Annotated in this window: 14 protein-coding genes; 6 read left to right on the top strand and 8 right to left on the bottom strand. The window is 59.7% G+C overall.

Annotation, left to right across the window (positions count from 1 at the left end):
- Positions 1-17: 17 nt before the first annotated feature.
- Positions 18-1,139, top strand: coding sequence for an NADH:flavin oxidoreductase/NADH oxidase (locus tag LDN84_RS00360; protein ID WP_223906490.1), 1,122 nt, complete (start codon positions 18-20; stop codon positions 1,137-1,139).
- Here the strand turns inward: LDN84_RS00360 and LDN84_RS00355 are convergent.
- Entirely contained in the window at positions 1,136-2,869 is a 1,734-nt protein-coding gene (locus tag LDN84_RS00355) for a putative bifunctional diguanylate cyclase/phosphodiesterase (protein WP_223906487.1), read from the bottom strand. The genes LDN84_RS00360 and LDN84_RS00355 overlap by 4 nt on opposite strands.
- A 199-nt stretch (positions 2,870-3,068) precedes the next feature.
- Between LDN84_RS00355 and LDN84_RS00350 the strand changes: the two genes are divergently transcribed.
- Both LDN84_RS00350 and LDN84_RS00345 read left to right on the top strand, forming a co-directional pair.
- Positions 3,069-3,845 carry a nucleotidyltransferase family protein gene (locus tag LDN84_RS00350; protein ID WP_223913263.1) on the top strand — a complete coding sequence of 259 codons (777 nt, stop codon included), beginning with the start codon at positions 3,069-3,071 and terminating at the stop codon, positions 3,843-3,845.
- Complete coding sequence (locus LDN84_RS00345; RefSeq protein WP_223906484.1) at positions 3,842-5,230, top strand: aminopeptidase P N-terminal domain-containing protein; 1,389 nt, start codon at positions 3,842-3,844, stop codon at positions 5,228-5,230. Before LDN84_RS00350 ends, LDN84_RS00345 begins: the two co-directional genes overlap by 4 nt.
- A gap of 26 nt (positions 5,231-5,256) precedes the next feature.
- Here LDN84_RS00345 and LDN84_RS00340 read toward each other — a convergent pair whose 3' ends face one another.
- From LDN84_RS00340 to LDN84_RS00325, 4 genes are all read right to left on the bottom strand, one after another.
- Complete coding sequence (locus LDN84_RS00340) at positions 5,257-6,732, bottom strand: bacteriohemerythrin (protein WP_223906481.1); 1,476 nt, start codon at positions 6,730-6,732, stop codon at positions 5,257-5,259.
- Between the two features lie 70 nt (positions 6,733-6,802).
- Positions 6,803-8,089, bottom strand: coding sequence for an anion transporter (locus LDN84_RS00335; RefSeq protein ID WP_223906478.1), 1,287 nt, complete (start codon positions 8,087-8,089; stop codon positions 6,803-6,805).
- A gap of 533 nt (positions 8,090-8,622) precedes the next feature.
- A complete protein-coding gene (locus LDN84_RS00330; RefSeq protein ID WP_223906475.1) occupies positions 8,623-11,886 on the bottom strand; it encodes a bifunctional diguanylate cyclase/phosphodiesterase in 3,264 nt (1,087 codons plus the stop codon).
- 230 nt (positions 11,887-12,116) lie between these two features.
- Positions 12,117-13,052, bottom strand: a complete 936-nt coding sequence (locus LDN84_RS00325; RefSeq protein WP_223906471.1) for a LysR family transcriptional regulator — start codon at positions 13,050-13,052, stop codon at positions 12,117-12,119.
- 97 nt (positions 13,053-13,149) lie between these two features.
- Here LDN84_RS00325 and aptA point away from each other — a divergent pair, with 97 nt between their 5' ends.
- The 3 genes from aptA to LDN84_RS00310 all read left to right on the top strand — a co-directional run bounded on the left by aptA (position 13,150) and on the right by LDN84_RS00310 (position 16,703).
- On the top strand, positions 13,150-14,511 hold the full coding sequence (aptA, locus tag LDN84_RS00320) for an omega-aminotransferase AptA (protein WP_223906468.1): 1,362 nt from the start codon (positions 13,150-13,152) through the stop codon (positions 14,509-14,511).
- Positions 14,512-14,519: 8 nt separating this feature from the next.
- Positions 14,520-15,119: a DJ-1/PfpI family protein gene (locus LDN84_RS00315; protein WP_223906465.1), complete on the top strand. Its 600-nt coding sequence runs from the start codon at positions 14,520-14,522 to the stop codon at positions 15,117-15,119.
- Between the two features lie 75 nt (positions 15,120-15,194).
- Complete coding sequence (locus LDN84_RS00310; protein WP_223906462.1) at positions 15,195-16,703, top strand: CoA-acylating methylmalonate-semialdehyde dehydrogenase; 1,509 nt, start codon at positions 15,195-15,197, stop codon at positions 16,701-16,703.
- A 60-nt stretch (positions 16,704-16,763) separates the two neighbouring features.
- Here the strand turns inward: LDN84_RS00310 and LDN84_RS00305 are convergent, their stop codons facing one another.
- The 3 genes from LDN84_RS00305 to LDN84_RS00295 form a co-directional block, all read right to left on the bottom strand.
- Positions 16,764-17,069 carry an STAS-like domain-containing protein gene (locus LDN84_RS00305; RefSeq protein ID WP_223906459.1) on the bottom strand — a complete coding sequence of 102 codons (306 nt, stop codon included), beginning with the start codon at positions 17,067-17,069 and terminating at the stop codon, positions 16,764-16,766.
- A 64-nt stretch (positions 17,070-17,133) separates the two neighbouring features.
- Complete coding sequence (locus LDN84_RS00300) at positions 17,134-18,183, bottom strand: ATP-binding protein (protein WP_223906456.1); 1,050 nt, start codon at positions 18,181-18,183, stop codon at positions 17,134-17,136.
- 297 nt (positions 18,184-18,480) lie between these two features.
- Positions 18,481-19,077, bottom strand: a complete 597-nt coding sequence (locus LDN84_RS00295; protein WP_223906452.1) for a DUF4337 domain-containing protein — start codon at positions 19,075-19,077, stop codon at positions 18,481-18,483.
- Positions 19,078-19,106: the final 29 nt, after the last annotated feature.

Here is a 19,106-nt window from a genome sequence, read left to right as displayed (position 1 = left end):
AACGCTGGATACCCCTCATGAGCCACTTGTTTACCCCTTTGTATTTGCCCTCCCAACGCGGTGGCATCACACTGCCCAATCGCATCGTGGTCGCCCCGATGTGCCAGTACCAAGCGCAGGACGGTTGCGCCACCGACTGGCATCTGATGCACTGGGGCAGTCTGCTCAACAGCGGTGCGGCCATGTTCACCATTGAGGCCACCGCCGTGTTGCCTGAAGGTCGCATCACCCCCAACTGCCTGGGGCTGTGGGATGCGCGCACCGAGGCGGCCATGGCCGAGCATCTGCGCCGCGCCCGGGCGCTGGCCCCGAGCACAGCGGTGTGTATTCAGCTGGCGCACGCCGGGCGCAAGGCCTCCAGCGCGGTGCCGTGGCAAGGTGGGCAATTACTGTCACCCGCACAAGGCGGCTGGCAAACGGTGGGGCCATCGGCGGTGCCCCATTTGCCCAGCGAAACACCTCCACAGGCCCTCACACCCGATGGTTTGCGCGACATCGTTGCGGCGTTTGTGGCCGCTGCCCAGCGTGCGGATCACCTGGGGGTGGATGCCATTGAGCTGCACTGCGCCCACGGCTATTTGCTGCACCAGTTTTTGTCCCCCCTGGCCAACCAGCGCAGCGATGCCTATGGCGGCTCGTTTGAGAACCGCTGCCGCTTTCCGCTGGAGGTGTTTGCCGCCGTGCGCGCGGCTTACCGTGGTGTGCTGGGGGTCCGTCTGTCCGCCACCGACTGGGTGGACGGTGCCTGGGATCTGCCACAAAGTGTGGCCTTGGCCCAGCAACTCAAAACCCTGGGGTGCGACTTCATCCACGTGTCCTCCGGCGGCGTGTCGCCGCAGCAAAAAATCGCCCTGGGTACACTCTACCAAGTGCCTTTTGCCCGTGCCATCCGGCAAGCCACCGGCATGGTCACCACCAGCGTGGGGCTGATCACCGACCCACATCAAGCTGAAGCCATTGTGCAAGCGGGGGATGCCGATCTGGTGGCCTTGGCCCGCGCCTTTTTGTACCAGCCGCGCTGGGGCTGGCAAGCCGCAGCAGCATTACAAGGCACGGTACAAGCCCATCCAGCCTACTGGCGTTGCCTGCCACGGGAAGCCCAGACCGTCTTTGGCAAGGTGTCAGTCAACCAGCGTTAAGGCTCCAGTGTCAGGCGCAGGCCGGACAACACCATGGACTCAAAGTCGGACACCGCCACCGGCGGGCTGAACAGAAAGCCCTGCAACTGGTCGCAGCCCAATTGGCGCAAAAACGCCATTTGTTCACGGGTTTCCACACCTTCGGCCACAATTTCCTGACGCAGTTGTTTGGCCAGGGTGATGATCGCCTGGGCAATGGCACAGTCGTTTTCATCGGTGGGCACCCCAATCACAAACGCACGGTCAATCTTGAGGGTGGAGATGGGGAATTTTTTCAGGTACGACAGACTGGAATAACCGGTGCCAAAGTCGTCCATCGACAGCGCCAGCCCCATGGCCACCAGCTCGTTCATGATGCTGATGACCCCTTCTGCGCCGCGCACCAGCAGACTTTCGGTAATTTCCAGCTGCAGGCACTCTGGTGGCAATTGGTAACGCTCCAGCACCGTGCGCAAGCGGTTGGGCAACAGCCGGTCAAACTGGCGGGCCGACAAATTGACCGCAATGATGGGCATGGCCAAACCGGCATCCATCCAGGCACGCATCTGGCGGCAGGCTTCATCCAGTACCCAGCTGCCAATGTCCAGGATCAGCCCGGTTTCTTCCGCCACCGGGATAAATTTGGCAGGTGACACCATGCCATTGGTCGGGTGGCGCCAGCGGATAAGGGCCTCGGCTCCAACAATCTCGCCAGTGCGCAAACTCACCTTGGGCTGGTAGTGCAACACCAGTTGCTGGGCCACCAAGGCGTGGCGCAACTCACCTTCAAGCTGCCATTTTTCTTTGGCACGCTGGTTCATCTCCGGGCTGTAAAAGAGATAGCCAGACTCCTCTTCGGCCTTGATGCGGTTGACCGACACATCGGAATAACGCAGCAGCGAGGCCACGTCCTGCGCGTCATCCGGGAACACCGCAATCCCCACGCTCAAGCCAACATGCACCAGCTGGGACTGAACCTGAAACGGAGCCTCCATCACCGCGAGCAGCTTCTTGGCCACAATACCCGCGTGCTCACGCTGCTCCAGGCTGAGCAAACCCACCACAAATTGGTCACTGCCCACTTTGGCCAACACATCGGTGACACGCAGAGTCTGGCCAAAGCGCTGGCTGATTTGCTGGAGCAACTCGTCCGCCACATCCAGGCCGAGCGAGTCGCTGATGTTGGACAGGCGCTCCAACTCCACCGTCATGACCGCAGCCACCTGCTGGTGACGTTTGACACTGGCCAGCGCCACCTCCACCAGCTGGATGAAGTGTGAGCGATTGGGCAAACCAGTCAAATCATCAAAATTGGCCAGCCGGGCAATCCGTTCCTGGGCCTGGTGCAGCACACTGATGTCTGAAAAAATGGACAACGCATGGGTGATGGCCCCAGATTCATCACGCACCACGCTGATCGTCACGTTTTGCGGAAACAGCTCGCCATTTTTGCGCTTGCCAATAATCTCACCCTGCCACGGTCCCTCACCCGCCATGGCCGCCGTCACCTTGGCGCGAAACTCGGCATCATGCACACCCGAGCGCAACAGATCGGTGGTTTGGCCAATGGCCTCGGCACGGCTATAGCCGGTGATTTGGGTAAAGGCCAGATTGACGGACACAATGCGCTCATGGGCATCGGTGATCAGAATGCCCTGGTCACTGTCGTTGAAGATGCGGGAATGCAGGCGCTGAAGGTCTTCGGGCGGCAAATCGGGGTAAATTGCGTCATGCTTGGGTACGTCAGTCATAGGATGCCTCGTTGACCATCAGCTCCATGCGATCCTCCTGGAGCGGCTAGGTTGTTGCCATGATAGCGGTTGCACGAAGAGGAAGCCATGCTATCGCATGGCGGCCAACGTGTGACGTTTGGGCTATGCTTGCTGCCCCCTTCAACGTCTGAGTCTGCCCTTGTCAAACCCTGCCCCCACCCCAAACCCCGCCACCGCCATGCTGCTGGCGGCAGGCCGGGGCGAGCGGATGCGCCCGCTCACCGATACCTGCCCGAAACCCTTGCTGAGGGTGCAAGGCAAGCCGCTGATGCAGTGGCATCTGGAAGCCTTGGCCCAGGGTGGCTGCACCAGCGTGGTGGTGAACACCGCCTGGCTGGGGAGGCAGATTGAGCAGCATTTTCATGATATTTTTGTGCTCAAGCGCCTGTCAAATAAGCACGAGCAGCTATTTAATTCAGAGCAATCACCAGCCTTGAACATTCGCTACTCACACGAAGCCCAGGACTTTGGCGGGGCGCTGGAAACCGCCGGTGGCATTGTCCGCGCCCTGCCGCTGCTGGCGGATGTGTTCTGGCTGATGGCCGGTGATGTGTTCACGCCGGGCTTTGAATTTGCCCCGCAAGCCCAGGCGCGTTTTGCCGCCAGCGACAAGCTGGCCCACCTGTGGCTGGTGCCCAACCCGGCGCACAACCCCGCTGGCGACTTTGGCCTGCAAGCCAGCACCGACGGCGGCCCGGCCCTGGCACTGAACCTGCCCAAAGACACGGCGCAAGTGCGCTACACCTACTCCACCATCGGCCTGTTTCGCCGTGAACTGTTTCAAACCCCGTGGTGCGACATCGCCAGCGGCAACCCGCAGGGCATCAAAGCCCCGCTGGCTCCGTTGTTACGCCGCGCCATGGACAATCAGCGCATCAGTGCCGAGCTGTACACCGGGCCGTGGACCGATGTGGGAACCCCCCAAAGGCTGGCCGAACTCAACCTATTGCCATGAATTCAAACCCGATCTACGCCCAGCGTCGCGCCCAACTGGCGCAAAAAATTGGCCCCAACGGCATTGCCATCATCCCGACTGCGCCAGAGCAGCAGCGCAACCGCGACAGCGACTTTCCGTACCGGCCTGACAGCTATTTTTATTACCTATGCGGCTTCACCGAGCCCAAGGCCTGGTTGATCATCAGCGGCGACGGTCAAACCACCCTGTTTTGCCAGCCCAAAGACACCGAGCGTGAAATCTGGGATGGCTACCGGCTCGGGCCAGAGGCTGCACCGGCCCAGTTGGCAATCAACGCCGCGTTTTCCGTGACCGAGCTGGATGCCAAACTGCCCGCCCTGCTGGATGGCCGTGAGGCGGTGTGGTTCCCGTTTGCCACCCACAAAGGCCTGGAAACCCGTCTGGATGGCTGGCTGGGCAGTTTGCGCGCCCGGGTGCGCTACGGCAGCTTGTGCCCGCAAACCCAGCGCGACCTGTGTGGTGTGCTGGACGAAATGCGGCTGGTGAAAGACACCCATGAGCAAGCCCTCATGCGCCGCGCCGGGCAAATCAGCGCTGCGGCGCACATCCGCGCCATGCAGATGTCCGCCGGGATGTTGCGCGCCGGCCAGGAGTTGCGTGAATACCACCTGGAAGCCGAGTTGTTGCACGAGTTCCGCCGCCACGGCTCACAGTTTCCGGCCTACGGCTCGATCGTGGCGGCCGGGGCCAACGCTTGCGTGCTGCATTACCGGGCTGACCGGGGCCTGATCCGCAATGGCGAGCTGGTGCTGATTGATGCCGCCTGCGAGCTGGACGGCTATGCCAGCGACATCACCCGCACCTTCCCGGCCAACGGGCGCTTCACCGGGCCGCAGCGCACGCTGTATGAGCTGGTGCTGGCCGCGCAAGAGGCGGCCATTGCCGCCACCCGGGCTGGCGCCCGCTTCACCGACCCGCATGACGCCACCGTCAAAGTGCTGGCGCAAGGCATGCTGGATGTGGGGCTGCTCGACAAGAACAAGGTCGGCAGCCTGGACGATGTGATTGAAAAACGCGCCTACTTCCCGTTTTACATGCACCGCACCGGCCACTGGATTGGCATGGACGTGCATGACTGCGGGGATTACACCGAGCCCAGCGAAATTGGCCAGGTCAGCACCCGCCAGGATGCGCTGACTGGTGAAACCCTGAAAAACCGCCCGGCGCGTATTCTGCAGCCGGGCATGGCCCTGACCATTGAACCGGGCATCTATGTGCGCCCGGCCTACGGGGTGCCCGAGGAATTTCACCACATTGGCATTCGTATTGAGGATGATGCCCTCGTCACCACCACAGGTTGTGAACTCATCACCCGCGACGTGCCGGTGGATGTGGCGGGCATTGAAGCGCTGATGCGGGCCTGAGCTATGACACCTGTTGCCGGATGCCTTCAGGCGTGGCCATACACCCGGTAACAGCCCTTGCCCTGGGCTTTGGCCTGGTACAGCGCCAGGTCAGCGTGTTTGAGTAAAACGTCCGCTTTGCCCGAATCGGCCGGGAACAGGGTGGCCCCCAGACTGGTTCCCACCTGCACCGACTGGTCGCCTAACTTTATGGGCTGCGCGACATCCCGCAACAGGCGTTCCATCAGGGCGGTGCCCTCTTGGGGGTGGGCCAGGTCACCCAGCAACACCACAAATTCGTCACCACCAATACGGGCCACCGTGTCAGCGGCGCGCAGCATCTGCTTCATGCGCCGGGCCACCACCTTGAGGACCAAGTCTCCCGCATCATGACCCATTTGGTCATTGATGAGTTTGAAACCATCCAGATCCAGGTAACACACCGCCAAAAGGGTGCTGTTGCGCTTGCTGCGTTCCAGCGCCTGGTTCAGCCGGTCGGCCAACAAGCGGCGATTGGGCAGGCCCGTCAGGGGATCGTGGTTGGCCGCAGCTTCCAGAGCCTGGTGACGCTCCACCAATTGTGAAATCGATGACAACACCCCGACAAAATTCTGCGTTTCGTGGGCTTCATCTTTGACCAGGGAAAGGGTGAGCCACAGGGGCTCCAGTTCACCACCCGGTCGGCGGCAGCTCAGCTCCCCGGCCCAATGTCCGGCTTGTTGGGTTGTCACCCAGGCGGCTTGCCCTTGCGTCGAGCCAAACAAACTGGGCATCAGTGCCGTCACCGGCTGCCCCAGCAGTTCGTCGCGATGGCGTTGCAGTTCCAGGCAAAAAGCCGGGTTTACATCGGTCACCACCCCCTGGGTATCGGTGATAAAAATGCCGTCGGCCGAACTCTCGATGATGTTGCTGGATAAGCGCAATTTTTCTTCGATCCGGCGGCGTTGGCTGACTTCACGCAGCAGCGCCAGGGTCCGTGAGGACAGGCTGTCGTACATGCTGAGCACGGCCTGGATCAGCACACGGGCGGCCCCTTTCATCTGCTTCGCAGCAGCCACTTTGGCATCCGTCAAGCTGGTTCCACTTTGCACCGCCAGAACCACTTGCGCCATGTGGGTGTCGTCTTCAAGAATATGAAACGCCAGCCAGTGCGTCAAAAACGACACCAATTCTTCAATGGCTTCGTTGGAGGTGAGTCCACTCAACTGCTGTCGGGCCTTGCTCACCTGCGCCACAAAATCCTGGTGCGTTTGGGCATGCGTCAACGTCAGCGCATCCCCGCCGAGGTATTTGTTCCACACCCCTTCTTCGGTCTCAAAGTGGTACACCGCATAGTCAGCCAGCTCATCAAACACCATGGTCAGGGTCAACTCGTCCGAGCCAAAAGCCATGTGGCCCGCCAGCTTGTTGAGCAAGTTCACCAGTTTCTGATGCTGGATATCAATCACCTCTATTCCAGTGGCAAAAGTGCTGTTCCACGGAAATATCTCGGCTTGAGCAATCAGTTTGTCTACAGTGGGCATGAGGCAAAGGTGTTTATCAATAGGGGCAACGACACATGAATGGTAACTCCCTGGGCCGTTTGGCACGCGTTCAGACCCAGCGTAACCACACCCAGACCACGGTCAGCGTCAGCAGCGTGACCGGCACCCCTACACGGGCATGCATACGCCAGTCGATGCGGATGCCGCTTTTTTGCGCCAGATCCACCACAATCAAATTGGCAATCGAGCCCACCAGCAGCAAGTTGCCCGCCAGGGTACTGACCAGGGCCAGCGTGACACCAGCCTCCAGGCCCTTGAGGTGCGGCAGCAGCAGCATCACCGCCGGCACGTTCGACACCAGGTTGGACAACCCCACCCCGGCCACCAACAATGGCCCGGGGTCGGCCAGATGGACACCCCAAGCGGCCAACAACGCCACCGCCTGTGTGGCCAGTCCGGTGGAGTCGAACGCGTGGTTAACCACAAACAAGCCCATGAACAGCACCAACAATGGCCAGTCCACATAGCCCATCACATCAGAGGAATGCAGCCTGCGGCTGAGCAGCAGCACACCAGCGCCCACCAGTGCCGCCACCTCACGCGGCCAGTCGGTGGCCAAAAACACGCCCATCAGCACACCGGCGACCACCAGGCCTTTGGTGGTTTGCCAGGCATCAAACGGCAGGGCTTGCAGCGTGTCATCCCCCGCTGGCAAGCTGCCCAAGCCCACCGCCGTCGCCCGCCCGGCTGAGCCAGCCAGCGCATCGGCTTGGGCTTGTGCAGAGGCACCCGGCCCCCACGCCAGCCAGGCCCACAGCAGCGTCAGGCTCACGGCCACCGGCGGCAAGGCCCGGTGCACATAAGCGCCAAACGGCAGTTGCAAGACCGAGCCGATCAGCATATTTTGCGGGTTGCCAATCAGGGTAGCGGCCGAGCCAATATTGGCCGCGCAGGCCAGCCCCAGCAAAAATGGCACCGGGTTGAGGCGGCGCTGCAGGCACAACTGCGCCACCACCGGGGTCATGGCCAGGCAAATGATGTCGTTGGAAAACACCGCCGACAGGGCCCCGGCCACAGCAATAATCGCGCCCAGCAAGGCGTTGCGCCCCAGGGGCAACGCCGCCACCCGGCGGGTGATGGCGGTGTAAAACCCGCCCAGGCGCATTTGTGCAGATACCACCATGAAGGCAAACAGCAGCAGCACGGTGGGTAAATCAACCGCTTGGGCAGCCTGCTCGACCGTCATGGCCCCCAGACCAATCACCCCGATGGCCCCCAGCAGCGCCACACCCGAGCGGTCCAGCTTCAGGCGCGGCAAGCCGCCCAGAATCATGCCCAGGTAGACCGTGACAAAAATGGCCACCATGCCCGCATCCATGACTCCGTGCACTTGCATCCCGCTTTTACCTTTCTTTAATTGCTATTTAATTTGTAGCTTGTTACGCTTATTTTACAAGCGCTAGAGGGCTAAAAAGCTTGTGAAATTGTAACGATACGGCTGTTGTATGAAGTGCTTGTGGTGGAGGGCTGATTTTTGTAGCCCCCCCTCACCCCCAGCCCCTCTCCATCCCCGCCGGGGCGGAAAGGGGGGTCAACAGCCGTATCCGGCCGAGTGTTTGAATGGAGGGCATACAAAGCGAGCGGCCAACACAGCGGTATGGGTGTCTGTCTGGTCTGGGCAATCGGTGCGCCGGAGCGTTGGTGAGCGGTTTATCAGCGCAAGCACACCGAATCCTCATACCACCCCGTTGGCCGCGGCCTTGTCTGGCCTCAGTTCAAAGACGAGGCCAAATACGGCTGTTAGCCCCCTCTTTCGCCCGGCGGGGCGAGAGAGGGCGGGGGGTGTGAGTGGGGGAAACCATAAAACTATCAAATCCATAGCTATCAGCACAACCCAGACAAGCACTAGAGGTCTAGCTTCTATAAAACTCAGGTCATTGCGGAAGTTGTCCATGCCGCATCCGGCTGCCAGTGTTGCACCCAATGGGGCAAATCAGCCCCAGGCATGGGGCGGGCTACGCCGTAACCTTGTGCCAATTCGCAGCCCAGTTGCAGCAGCACCACGCCGTGCGCCACGGTTTCGACCCCTTCGGCAATCACCTCGTGCTTGAAGGCTCGGGCCAGACCAATCACCCCTTGCAAAATGGCCAGATCGTCCGGGTTATGCAGCATGTCACGCACAAAACTCTGGTCAATTTTGAGCAGCGCCACCGGCAGGCGTTTCAGGTAGGTGAGCGACGAGTAGCCGGTGCCAAAGTCGTCCAGCGCAAACGTCACCCCCATGTGGCGGCACTGTTCAATGACATGTGAAACGCCACTGATGTCTTCCAGCGCACTGGTTTCCAGCACCTCCAGCTCCAGGCAGTTGGGCTTGACCGCAGGGTGGGCGGCCAACATCTGCGCCAGACGTTGCACAAAATTGTGTTGCTGCAATTGGCGTGCGCCCACATTGACACTCACCACCAGCTCCAGCCCTTGCGCCTGCCAGACCTGGAGCTGGTCCAGTGCGGTGTGGATCACCCATTCACCGACCTCCACAGCCAGCGGATGGTCCTCAATGGCGGGCAAGAACAGTCCGGGAGCCAGCAAACCTTGCTGCGGATGTTGCCAGCGGATCAGCGCCTCTGCGCCAATCACCTGGCCGGTGCGCATATTCACTTTGGGTTGGTAATACAACACCAGTTCGTCATGCTGCAAGGCCTGGCGAACATGCTCCTGGCTTTCGTGGGAGCCCCGCAGACTGCGGTCTTGTTCGGCATCAAACAGGTGGTAACGGTTTTTGCCGGCGAGCTTGGCCTGGTACATGGCCTGATCTGCCTGGCGCTGCAATTGGTCGGCATCAATGTCTTCCGTCTGCGGGTAAAAAGTGACACCCAGACTGGCCGAGACCTGCAAATCCACCCCGGACAGCTTCACCGGCGCATGGGCGGCCGCCAGCAGGCGATCCAGCAGCGGCACACAGGCCTGCGTGTTGGACAAATCCACCACCACGGCGACAAATTCGTCGCCGCCGATACGCGCCAGCGTATCCCCTTCGCGCAAGGCCAACTTCATGTGTTCCGACAGGCTCATCAACAATTGGTCGCCCATATCATGGCCGTGGATGTCATTGATGGATTTAAAACCGTCCAGATCCAGGTAAACCACGGCCAGCAGCTGGCCACGCCGCTGCGCGTTGAACATGGCCTGGTGCAACCGGTCTGCCAGCAACACGCGGTTGGGCAAGCTGGTCAGGGCATCAAAATGGGCCATGTGCTCCAGTTGCTGCTCATGGGCCTTGAGGGCGGTGATGTCCGAGAACAGGGACACAAAGTGTTGGATCTGGCCCTGCTCGTCACGCACCGCGCTGATGGTTTCCATTTCGGCAAACACTTCGCCGTTTTTGCGCTGGTTCCATATCTCGCCGTACCAGTGGTCTTTTTCATGCAAATCTTTCCACATGGCTTCGTAATACGCCGGGGTTTGCCGACCCGAGTTGAGCAGGCGCGGGTTTTGGCCCAGCACGTCTTCGCGGCTGTAGCCGGTGATGCGGGTGAACGCCTGGTTGACGTTGACAATAGTGCCATCGGGCTGGGTGATCATGATGCCTTCACGCGCATGACTGAACACACTGGCAGCCAGTTGCAAGGCTTGTTCTGCCTGCTTGCGCTGGGTGATGTCGGCAACCGCCGAAATAAAGTAGTGCGGCGCACCCAGTCCATCACGCACCAGTTGAACCGCCAGGCTCACCCACAGCGTATGGCCGTCTTTGTGGATGTAGCGCTTTTCCAGCCGGTAGCTATCGGCCTGCCCCTCCAGCAGGCGCTGCACTTGGGCCAGATCACCTGGCAAATCCGCCGGCCAGGTGATGCGTTGAAAGTCAAAGCCGGCCTCCAGAACTTCGTCATGGGTATAACCAATCAGCTCGCAGAATTGCTGGTTGATTTGCATGAATTGGCCACTGGGCGAGACCTGGGCAATCCCCACAGCGGCGTTGTCAAACACCGCATGAAACAAGGCTTCGCTTTCACGCACGGCACGGATTTGCGCCTGCATGTTGGCATGGTAGGTATGAAACAACTGGCGCGTCCAGCGGGCAAAAGCCCACGAGGCCACCACACCCAGCGCCAATGACAGCAGCACCGGCCACAACAGCTCAAGCCAGCGCTGCGGTGTGTCTTTTTCGTGCCGCAACAGCTCGGCATCCACCACCGTCTGCATTTCGTTGTCTTCAACGGTGGCCACCAGCACCCAGCCCCAGGGTTCGACCTGCCGGACCAAGGCGGTTTTATGCACCGAGCCACGGCTGTTTTCGGCTGGCCAAAGGTAATTCACAAAACCACCGCCGGCATTGGCCTTGGCGATCAAGGCCGACAAGGCTTCACGCTGCATCTGCGGCATGTGCTGGTAGTGCTGGCCTTCCAGTGCGACCCCGGTGTGGGACAGCAACAAGACCCCGTTGCGATCCACCAAGCCAATGTAGCCGCTGTTGCCAAACTTGAAGGTGCGCAAGCGCTCGATCACCACACGCTGCTGGATCTCCTCCCATTTGTAGGTGTAGTCACCGGTTCCAATCAACCAGTCATAAGGGGCGAAGTGCCGCACATACGCCAGCTTGTCCGCCATCACTTTGGGGTTGTCCGGCGGGTACCAGCGGTAGCGTGAAAACCCGGTGCCGTCGGGCAGGTGAGCGGCCTCAATCAGCCCACGCATGATGAAGTGGCCGGTGTCGTCGCGGTTGTCCAGGTTGGTGGTGCCCTCCAGCTGGGGTGCCGTGGGCAACAGGATAAATTGCCCCGACATGTCGTCAATGAAGTAATAGCCACGCCCATCGTAAAAACGCACCTGGCGCAAGGCTTCCACAATCAGGCGCTTGACTTCCTTGGCGCTTTTGCGGGGAGATTCCTGGCGGTAAATGGCTTGGGCCACCTGCATGGCGGTATCCACCTGCTCACGCAGGCTTTTTTTCAGCACCTCTTCAGTCCGGTTGCGGGTGAATTCCAGAAAATTCGTGGCCGACTCCATCTCTGCCGTGAGCCGGCTTTGCTTCTGGGCTTGCGCGGTTTGCACCAGGCGCTGTAACGAGGCTCGGTGCTCTTGCTCGCTTTGCCAGGTGAAATGGCCCCCCAGGGCAAGGGTGAGCAGCAGCACAATCACCAGCGTGCCGATCAGGTGCAGCCGGGGAAGAGTTTGCTCATTGGCCTCAAAACGCATGGATGGAATGCTCCTCCAACTTATTTTTCCAACTCGGACTTTTGTCACCATTCTAAGCAGCGGCCAACAGGCCTTCAAGCGCGTGTACACAGGTCATGAATAGGCCACAAGCAGCCGTTGCGAAGACTTTGATTGCTACTTATTCAATAGCTATTTATGCTTTCATAATAAGCGCTGCAGCCTCAAGGTATCTGGAAAAAGAAGTTACAACCCTGTCCCCGTTGAGGTGATCACAAGCGGGCAGGTGAATGTGCCTGACGCAAGCAAGCCTGAAACGCCTGGGTGACCCGGGTGGCTTGTGGGGAGGCTCGCACAATGCTGAAAAAGCTGCAGCGGTAGTGGAAGGTCTCTGGCTGGAAGGCGCGCATGTGGCCCTGGCGCACAAACTCGGCCGCGTAATGGTCAGGCAAGAAGCCCAAAAAACAGCCGGACAGGATCAACGTGGCAATTGACTCCTGGTCGTAGCCGGTGGCGGCGCGGCTCAAAGACACTTGCTGGCTCAACTCCATGTTGGGCGAGTGGTAACCCAGGCCGGCAAAGGCATGGGCACGCACCGTGTTCCAGTCAGCGGGGGGCTGTGCGGCGGCGGCCAGTGGGTGACCGGGCCCGCAATACAGGTACATGGTTTCATCAAACAACTCGTCGTAGGCCAGCAGCTTGGAGCTGCGGTGGCCGGGGATGATGCCGACCTGGAACTGGCCGTCGAGCACGCCGCGCTCAATCGTGTTCAGCGGGGCCACATGCAGGTGCAGGCTCACGCCAGGGGCCTGGGCTTGAAACAGCGCAATCGCCTCGCCGATGTGGGCGGCGGGGTTGCTGGCGGTTTTGTCAAACACGGCGATGTGCAGCTCGCCGCCCATGCGCTGGTGAATCTCATCCACCCGGCTGCGAAACGCATCCACGCCGCTGAGCAGGCGCAGGGTCTCGGCATAAATCTGCTCACCCTCGGGCGTGAGCGCAAAACCGGCACGACCCCGGCGGCACAGGGTCAGGCCGAGGCGGGTTTCCAGGTCTTTGATGTGGCGGCTGATGGTTGACGTGCCGATGTTGAGCTCCAGCTCGGCGGCGGCCATGCCACCGCAATCGACCACGCTTTTGAACACCCGCAGCAGGCGGATGTCCATGTCACTCAACTGGCCCAGGGCGGCACGGGTTTTTACTTGCATGGATTGGCAACCAAGTAGTGATAGTTAAACATTTATAAGAGTAACAGAGGCCCCCACAATCCGCGTCTTGTTGCACTTATTTTTGAAGGATTTCCGCATGAACCTGTCTGATGCCCAAGCCCTGACCCAGCCGCGTACCGATGCTGCCTGGCTCGATGCCCACTGGATGCCCTTCACCGGCAACCGCAACTTCAAAGCCAACCCGCGCATGATCACCCGGGCCGAAGGCTGCTATTACTTTGACAGCAACGGGCGCAAGATATTCGATGGCTTGTCCGGTTTGTGGACTTGTGGCCTGGGCCATGGCCGGGCCGAGATCACCGAGGCCGCCACGCGCCAGCTCGCCAACCTGGACTACTCCCCGGCCTTCCAGTTCGGCCACCCACTCTCTTTTGCCCTGGCCAACAAGCTGAAAGAACTCACGCCTGAAGGGCTGGACTACGTGTTTTTCACCGGCTCGGGTTCAGAGTCGGCCGACACCTCGCTGAAGATGGCGCGGGCCTACTGGCGGGCCAAGGGTCAGGCCAGCAAGAGCCTGCTGATTGGCCGCGAAAAAGGCTACCACGGGGTCAACTTTGGCGGCATTTCGGTCGGTGGCATTGGCGGCAACCGCAAAACTTTTGGCCAGGGCATTGCGGCTGACCATCTGCCCCACACGCAACCACCGCTGGGCTCGTTTTACCGCGGCATGCCACCTTCAGACGGGCCACACGGCGCGGTGCTGGCGGAAGACCTGCTCAAGCTGATTGCCCTGCACGATGCCAGCAACATTGCGGCGGTGATCATTGAGCCGATGTCGGGCTCGGCCGGGGTGGTGATTCCACCGCTGGGCTATTTGCAACGCATCCGCGAGATTTGCACCGCCAACAACATTCTGCTGATTTTTGACGAAGTCATCACCGGCTTTGGCCGCATGGGTGGTTGGACCGGCGCTGAAGTGTTTGGCGTGACCCCGGACATCATGAACTGTGCCAAGCAGATCACCAACGGCGCGCAGCCGCTGGGCGCGGTGTTGGCCAGCAAGGCCATTTACGACACCTTCATGGCTACCGGTGGGCCGGACTACCTGCTCGAATTTGCCCACGGCTACACCTACTCAGCCCACCCGGTGCCTTGCGCCGTCGGCCTGGCCACGCTGGACATTCTGGTGCGCGAGAACATGATTGACCGCGTCAAAGACCTGACACCACATTTTGAGAATGCCGTGCATTCGATCAAAGGAGCCAAACACGTGGCCGACATTCGCAACTTTGGCCTGGCCGCTGGCTTGACCATTGACCCGCTGCCGGGTGAGCCCGCCAAACGGCCTTACGAGATTGCCATGGCGATGCTGGACAAAGGCTTTTACGTGCGCTACGGTGGTGACACCATCCAGCTGGCCCCGCCTTTCATCAGCACGCCCGAACAGTTGGACAGCCTGGTCAACGCGCTGGGCGAGTGCCTCAACGCCACCGCCTGAGCCCCGGTATGCACATTGCGATCCTGACGTTTGATGGCTTCAATGAGCTTGACTCCTTGATCGCGTTTGGCATGCTCAGTCGCCTCACCCTTTTGGGTGACAAGGACTGGCGTGTCAGCATCGCCAGCCCGACGGCGCGGGTGACCTCCATGAACGGCTTGACCGTGGAGGCCCACATTCAATTGCCCGAGGCGTGTGCGGCGGATGCCGTGTTGGTTGGCAGCGGCATGAAGACGCGCGAGGTGGCGGCCAGTGCCGACATCATGTCGCAACTGCAGCTTGACCCAGCGCGCCAGCTCATTGCGGCCCAATGCTCGGGAACCTTTTTGCTGGCCAAGTTGGGGCTGCTCGGCAGCCTGCCGGCCTGCACCGACAACACCAGCAAACCGTGGGTGCAGGCGGCAGGCGTGCAAGTCACCAACCAGCCGTTTGTGGCCAACGGCAACGTCGCTACGGCGGGTGGCTGCCTGTCCGCCCAATACGTCAGCGCCTGGCTGATTTCCCGCCTGAAAGGGCTGGAAGCAGCCCGTGAAGTGCTGCACTACTTTGCCCCGGTTGGCGAGAAGGAACTCTATGTGGAGCGCGCCATGGCGCACATCACCCAATAACTATTGTTTTAATAGCTACTTACGCACATTTTATAAGCGCTACAGCCATTTTTAACCCTCTAAATTCCAAGCAAAATGACTACCACTCTCCCCACCATTGGCCACCTGATTGGCGGCCAGATCGTCACCCCCGCTGGACGCAGCCAGCCAGTCTACAACCCCGCCACCGGCAAGGCAGAGAAGCAGGTTCTGCTGGCCCCCAAGGCCACGGTGGAAGAAGCCATTGCCAACGCACAAGCCGCTTACCCCGCCTGGCGCAACACGCCGCCGCTCAAGCGCGCCCGCGTCATGAGCAACCTGAAAGTGCTGCTGGAACAGCACGCCGACGAACTCTGCGCCATGATCACCGCCGAACACGGCAAGGTGCTCTCCGATGCCTTGGGCGAGCTGCAGCGCGGCATTGAAAACGTGGAATACGCCTCTTATGCGCCCGAGCTGCTCAAAGGCGAGCACAGCAAAAACGTCGGCCCGGCCATCGACAGCTGGAGCGAATTCCAGGCCCTGGGCGTGACCGCCGGCATCACCCCGTTCAACTTCCCGGCCATGGTGCCGCTGTGGATGTGGCCGATGGCGGTGGCCTGCGGCAACACCTTTGTGCTCAAACCGTCTGAGCGCGACCCCAGCTCGACCCTGCGCGTGGCCGAGCTGGCGCTGCAAGCCGGACTGCCACCCGGCGTGCTCAACGTCGTCAACGGCGACAAGGAAGCGGTGGACACGCTGCTGCAAGACCCGCGCGTCAAGGCCGTGAGCTTTGTCGGCTCGACACCGATTGCCGAATACATCTACGCCGAGGGCTGCAAACACGGCAAACGTGTGCAGGCCCTGGGCGGGGCCAAAAACCACGCCGTGGTCATGCCCGATGCCGACATTGCCAACGCCGTCAGCGCCCTGATGGGTGCGGCTTTTGGCTCCTGCGGCGAGCGTTGTATGGCCATCCCGCTGGTGGTGGCGGTGGGGGATGCCACGGCAGATGCGGTGATTGAAGGTCTGAAGGTCGAGATGGCCAAGATGAAGGTTGGCCCCGGCACCGCGCCCGGCATGGACATGGGCCCGCTGGTGACCAAGCCGCACTTCGAGAAGGTCAAGGGCTATGTCGATCAAGGAGTGGCTGAAGGCGCAACGCTGCTGGTGGATGGCCGCGGCCTGCTGGTGGAAGGCCATGCCGAGGGCTACTTCCTTGGCCCCTGCCTGTTTGACAACGTCAAGCCCGGCATGAAGATTTACCAGGAAGAAATCTTCGGCCCGGTGCTGGGTGTGGTGCGCGTCAAGACCCTGCAAGAGGCCATGGATTTGATCGACGCACACGAGTACGGCAACGGCACCTGCATCTTCACCCGCGACGGCGAGGCCGCGCGCTACTTCACAGACAACATTCTGGTCGGCATGGTGGGTGTCAACGTGCCGCTGCCGGTGCCGGTGGCCTACCACTCGTTCGGCGGCTGGAAACGCAGCCTGTTTGGCGACTTACACGCCTACGGGCCGGATGCGGTGCGCTTCTATACCAAGCGCAAGACCATCACACAACGCTGGCCGAGTGCCGGGGTGCGTGAGGGGGCGGTGTTTAGTTTTCCGAGTAGCCGGTAAGCAGTTGGTCGAAAAAAAGCCTCGTCTTGCCTAAGACGAGGCTTTTTTGAATGGGCTGTTTCAGTGAACTGCCAGCATGAACTGCTCAGCACGATCAGCAGCTACAAATTTGACTATCCCCCGGGTCTGTTCTGTGCACCCTTTAAGAATCAGCCGTTGCATGACCTCAGGGCCATCTCTCAAAATCAGTGCACCTAAAAGCTCATCGACAAAAGACTGAGTCACTTCGACACCCGTAAAGTTGACAATGACTTCCTGCTCTTTTTCAAGAGCAAGCTCAATCGACTTGCGAATTGGCACGGCTGATGACCTCATACCAATCATGCGGCCCAAAGCGTGCTGCTGAAGTGCGATTTGTGTGGTCATGGGACTGTCCTCAGGTTAAGAAGATCGAACGAGGGGCAACGGTTACTGGCCTGAAATCATACTATCAGTCATCGAAGCGCAGCGCAATTGGGGTTTTGGCCTGTTTGGTCACCTCCACTGGAGGGAGTAAGTCAGGAATATTGACGAACGGTAGTTTTTGGCAAACAAAGGTGGCCGAAATAGCAACTCCATCCCATTTTCCGGGCCACTGTCGTACTTGCTCGCTACGTTTAACGGCTGCGCCGCCGCCCTCGATGAACAAAGCGTTACCACTGACAATGTGAACACTCCCACCTGTGGCCTTAGAAATTTGAACCGTGGTTGTCAGTCCAACGCCCTCATTCACACTTTCCCCAAAAAATCCTATGTCTCGGTTGCAACTCACCTTGGGTTTCAACGCTGTGCGAATCGCCGCACCGTGCGTCTTTTCAGGTAACTCGGGATGGTTCTGCAACGTGGCCAAAAAGCCGCAACCATTGTCAACAACTGCAACTTGAACACGTCCACCGGTTTGGGCATCGTTGTAATACTGTGCAGCAACCCATACAGAAGAATTGAACGCGCCCTCCCGACGGGCATGCGTCAATGAGTTCTCAATCAGCTCTGACAGCGCGTAGCGCAATGGACGGTAATATTGGTCGTACTCGGTGTCTGGCACATGAAAGTTAACCGGTCGTTGACCACGGCCAATGATCATGGTCACGATTGCAGCAGCGAGTTGATCTGCCACGGCCTCAGATTTTCCCGAATCCACAATGTGCGTGATCTCCAGCAGATTGCCGCGTTGATCAGTGCGAATGCGGTTTTTGGGTACATCGACTGCATCGATGTCCATATCTACAAAGAAATTCATACGCTCCAAATAGCTCGTCGTCGATGGTGCTAACCATGGCATGGCAACCCGTCGACCTTGAGATAGTGCGTCTTGAATTGCTGCGGCAAGCGCAGTAATACCCAAAGGATCGACAAAACACACATTGCCGCAATTGAGTGCAATGTTGCCAGAAGCTGTCCGCACCTGATTAAGAATCGCAAACAGCGCAGCAACATTGGCAACCCCCACGTTTTTGGGCAGAGTCAACTCAACATCACCATTGTTTTTCTGAAAATTCATGTGTGAACTGTATCGCAGCATTAAACAGCGCAGTCACCCACAGCGCTTCGGTCAGATGGGCTTGGTTGGATTGGCTGGCTGAAGGCAAAGGCACGGATGCGCCCGAAACCATCGCTGGATGGATCACTGGTCAGGGGTCGCATGCCTCTCGCCGCGTTTCGTTTGGATCCGTGACGACCCTTGATGCCACACGAAGGCAGGCAATTGGGTCGTACTTGGCTTTCCAATTCACCGACAAACGCGAAATTTTGAAGAAAATTATGGCTCTAGCCCTTGTCGATCAAGCGCAACCAGCTCCTAAATATGTAGCGCAGCCAACACCCCCACCAGCAAACCAGCGCCCCCGGCGACAAACATGGCGACTTCCAGCCATTTCTTTTTGGTCAGCAAGGCAATGGCGGCCAGGGCAATCGACACTTGCAGCACGGTGGTGGATTGCGCCCAGCGGTGGTGTTGGTGCATTTGGGCATCACTTTGCTCATCCCACGCCGTGGCTTCGGCTTCCAGCTTGTCGGCGACGAGCTTGATGTCGTTCTTTTCCTTCTCATACCGGTCGATCTTGCCTTGATAGAACGCCTTTTTATCCTCTGGTGCCAGGTCACGGGCCAATTCAGCCAATGACTGCTTGGTGCTTTTGGACTGGAAGTAGTTCCACTGGTTGGAGGCTTCGGTTTTCTTGATGGCCGCGTTGTTCTTGTACAGCCCGGCATTGGCTTGCGTGGCACCGCCCATGTAGCCAAATAAAGCACCCACCGTGGCAATGATGGCCGTGAACAGCGCAATCTGGTTGATCATGCCGCCGTGCTCACCATGGCCTGCGCCATGGCCACCTTGCTGGGCATGTTCCAGTTCATGATCATGTGGGCCGTGTACGTGAAATCCGTGTCCTGACATGGTTGATTCTTTCAATTCTTGATGAGGAA

Source organism: Rhodoferax lithotrophicus, from assembly GCF_019973615.1.
GTDB classification, from domain to species: domain Bacteria; phylum Pseudomonadota; class Gammaproteobacteria; order Burkholderiales; family Burkholderiaceae_C; genus Rhodoferax; species Rhodoferax lithotrophicus.
The sequence above is the reverse complement of the archived record's forward strand: the minus strand, read 5'-3'. Positions and strand labels throughout refer to the sequence as shown.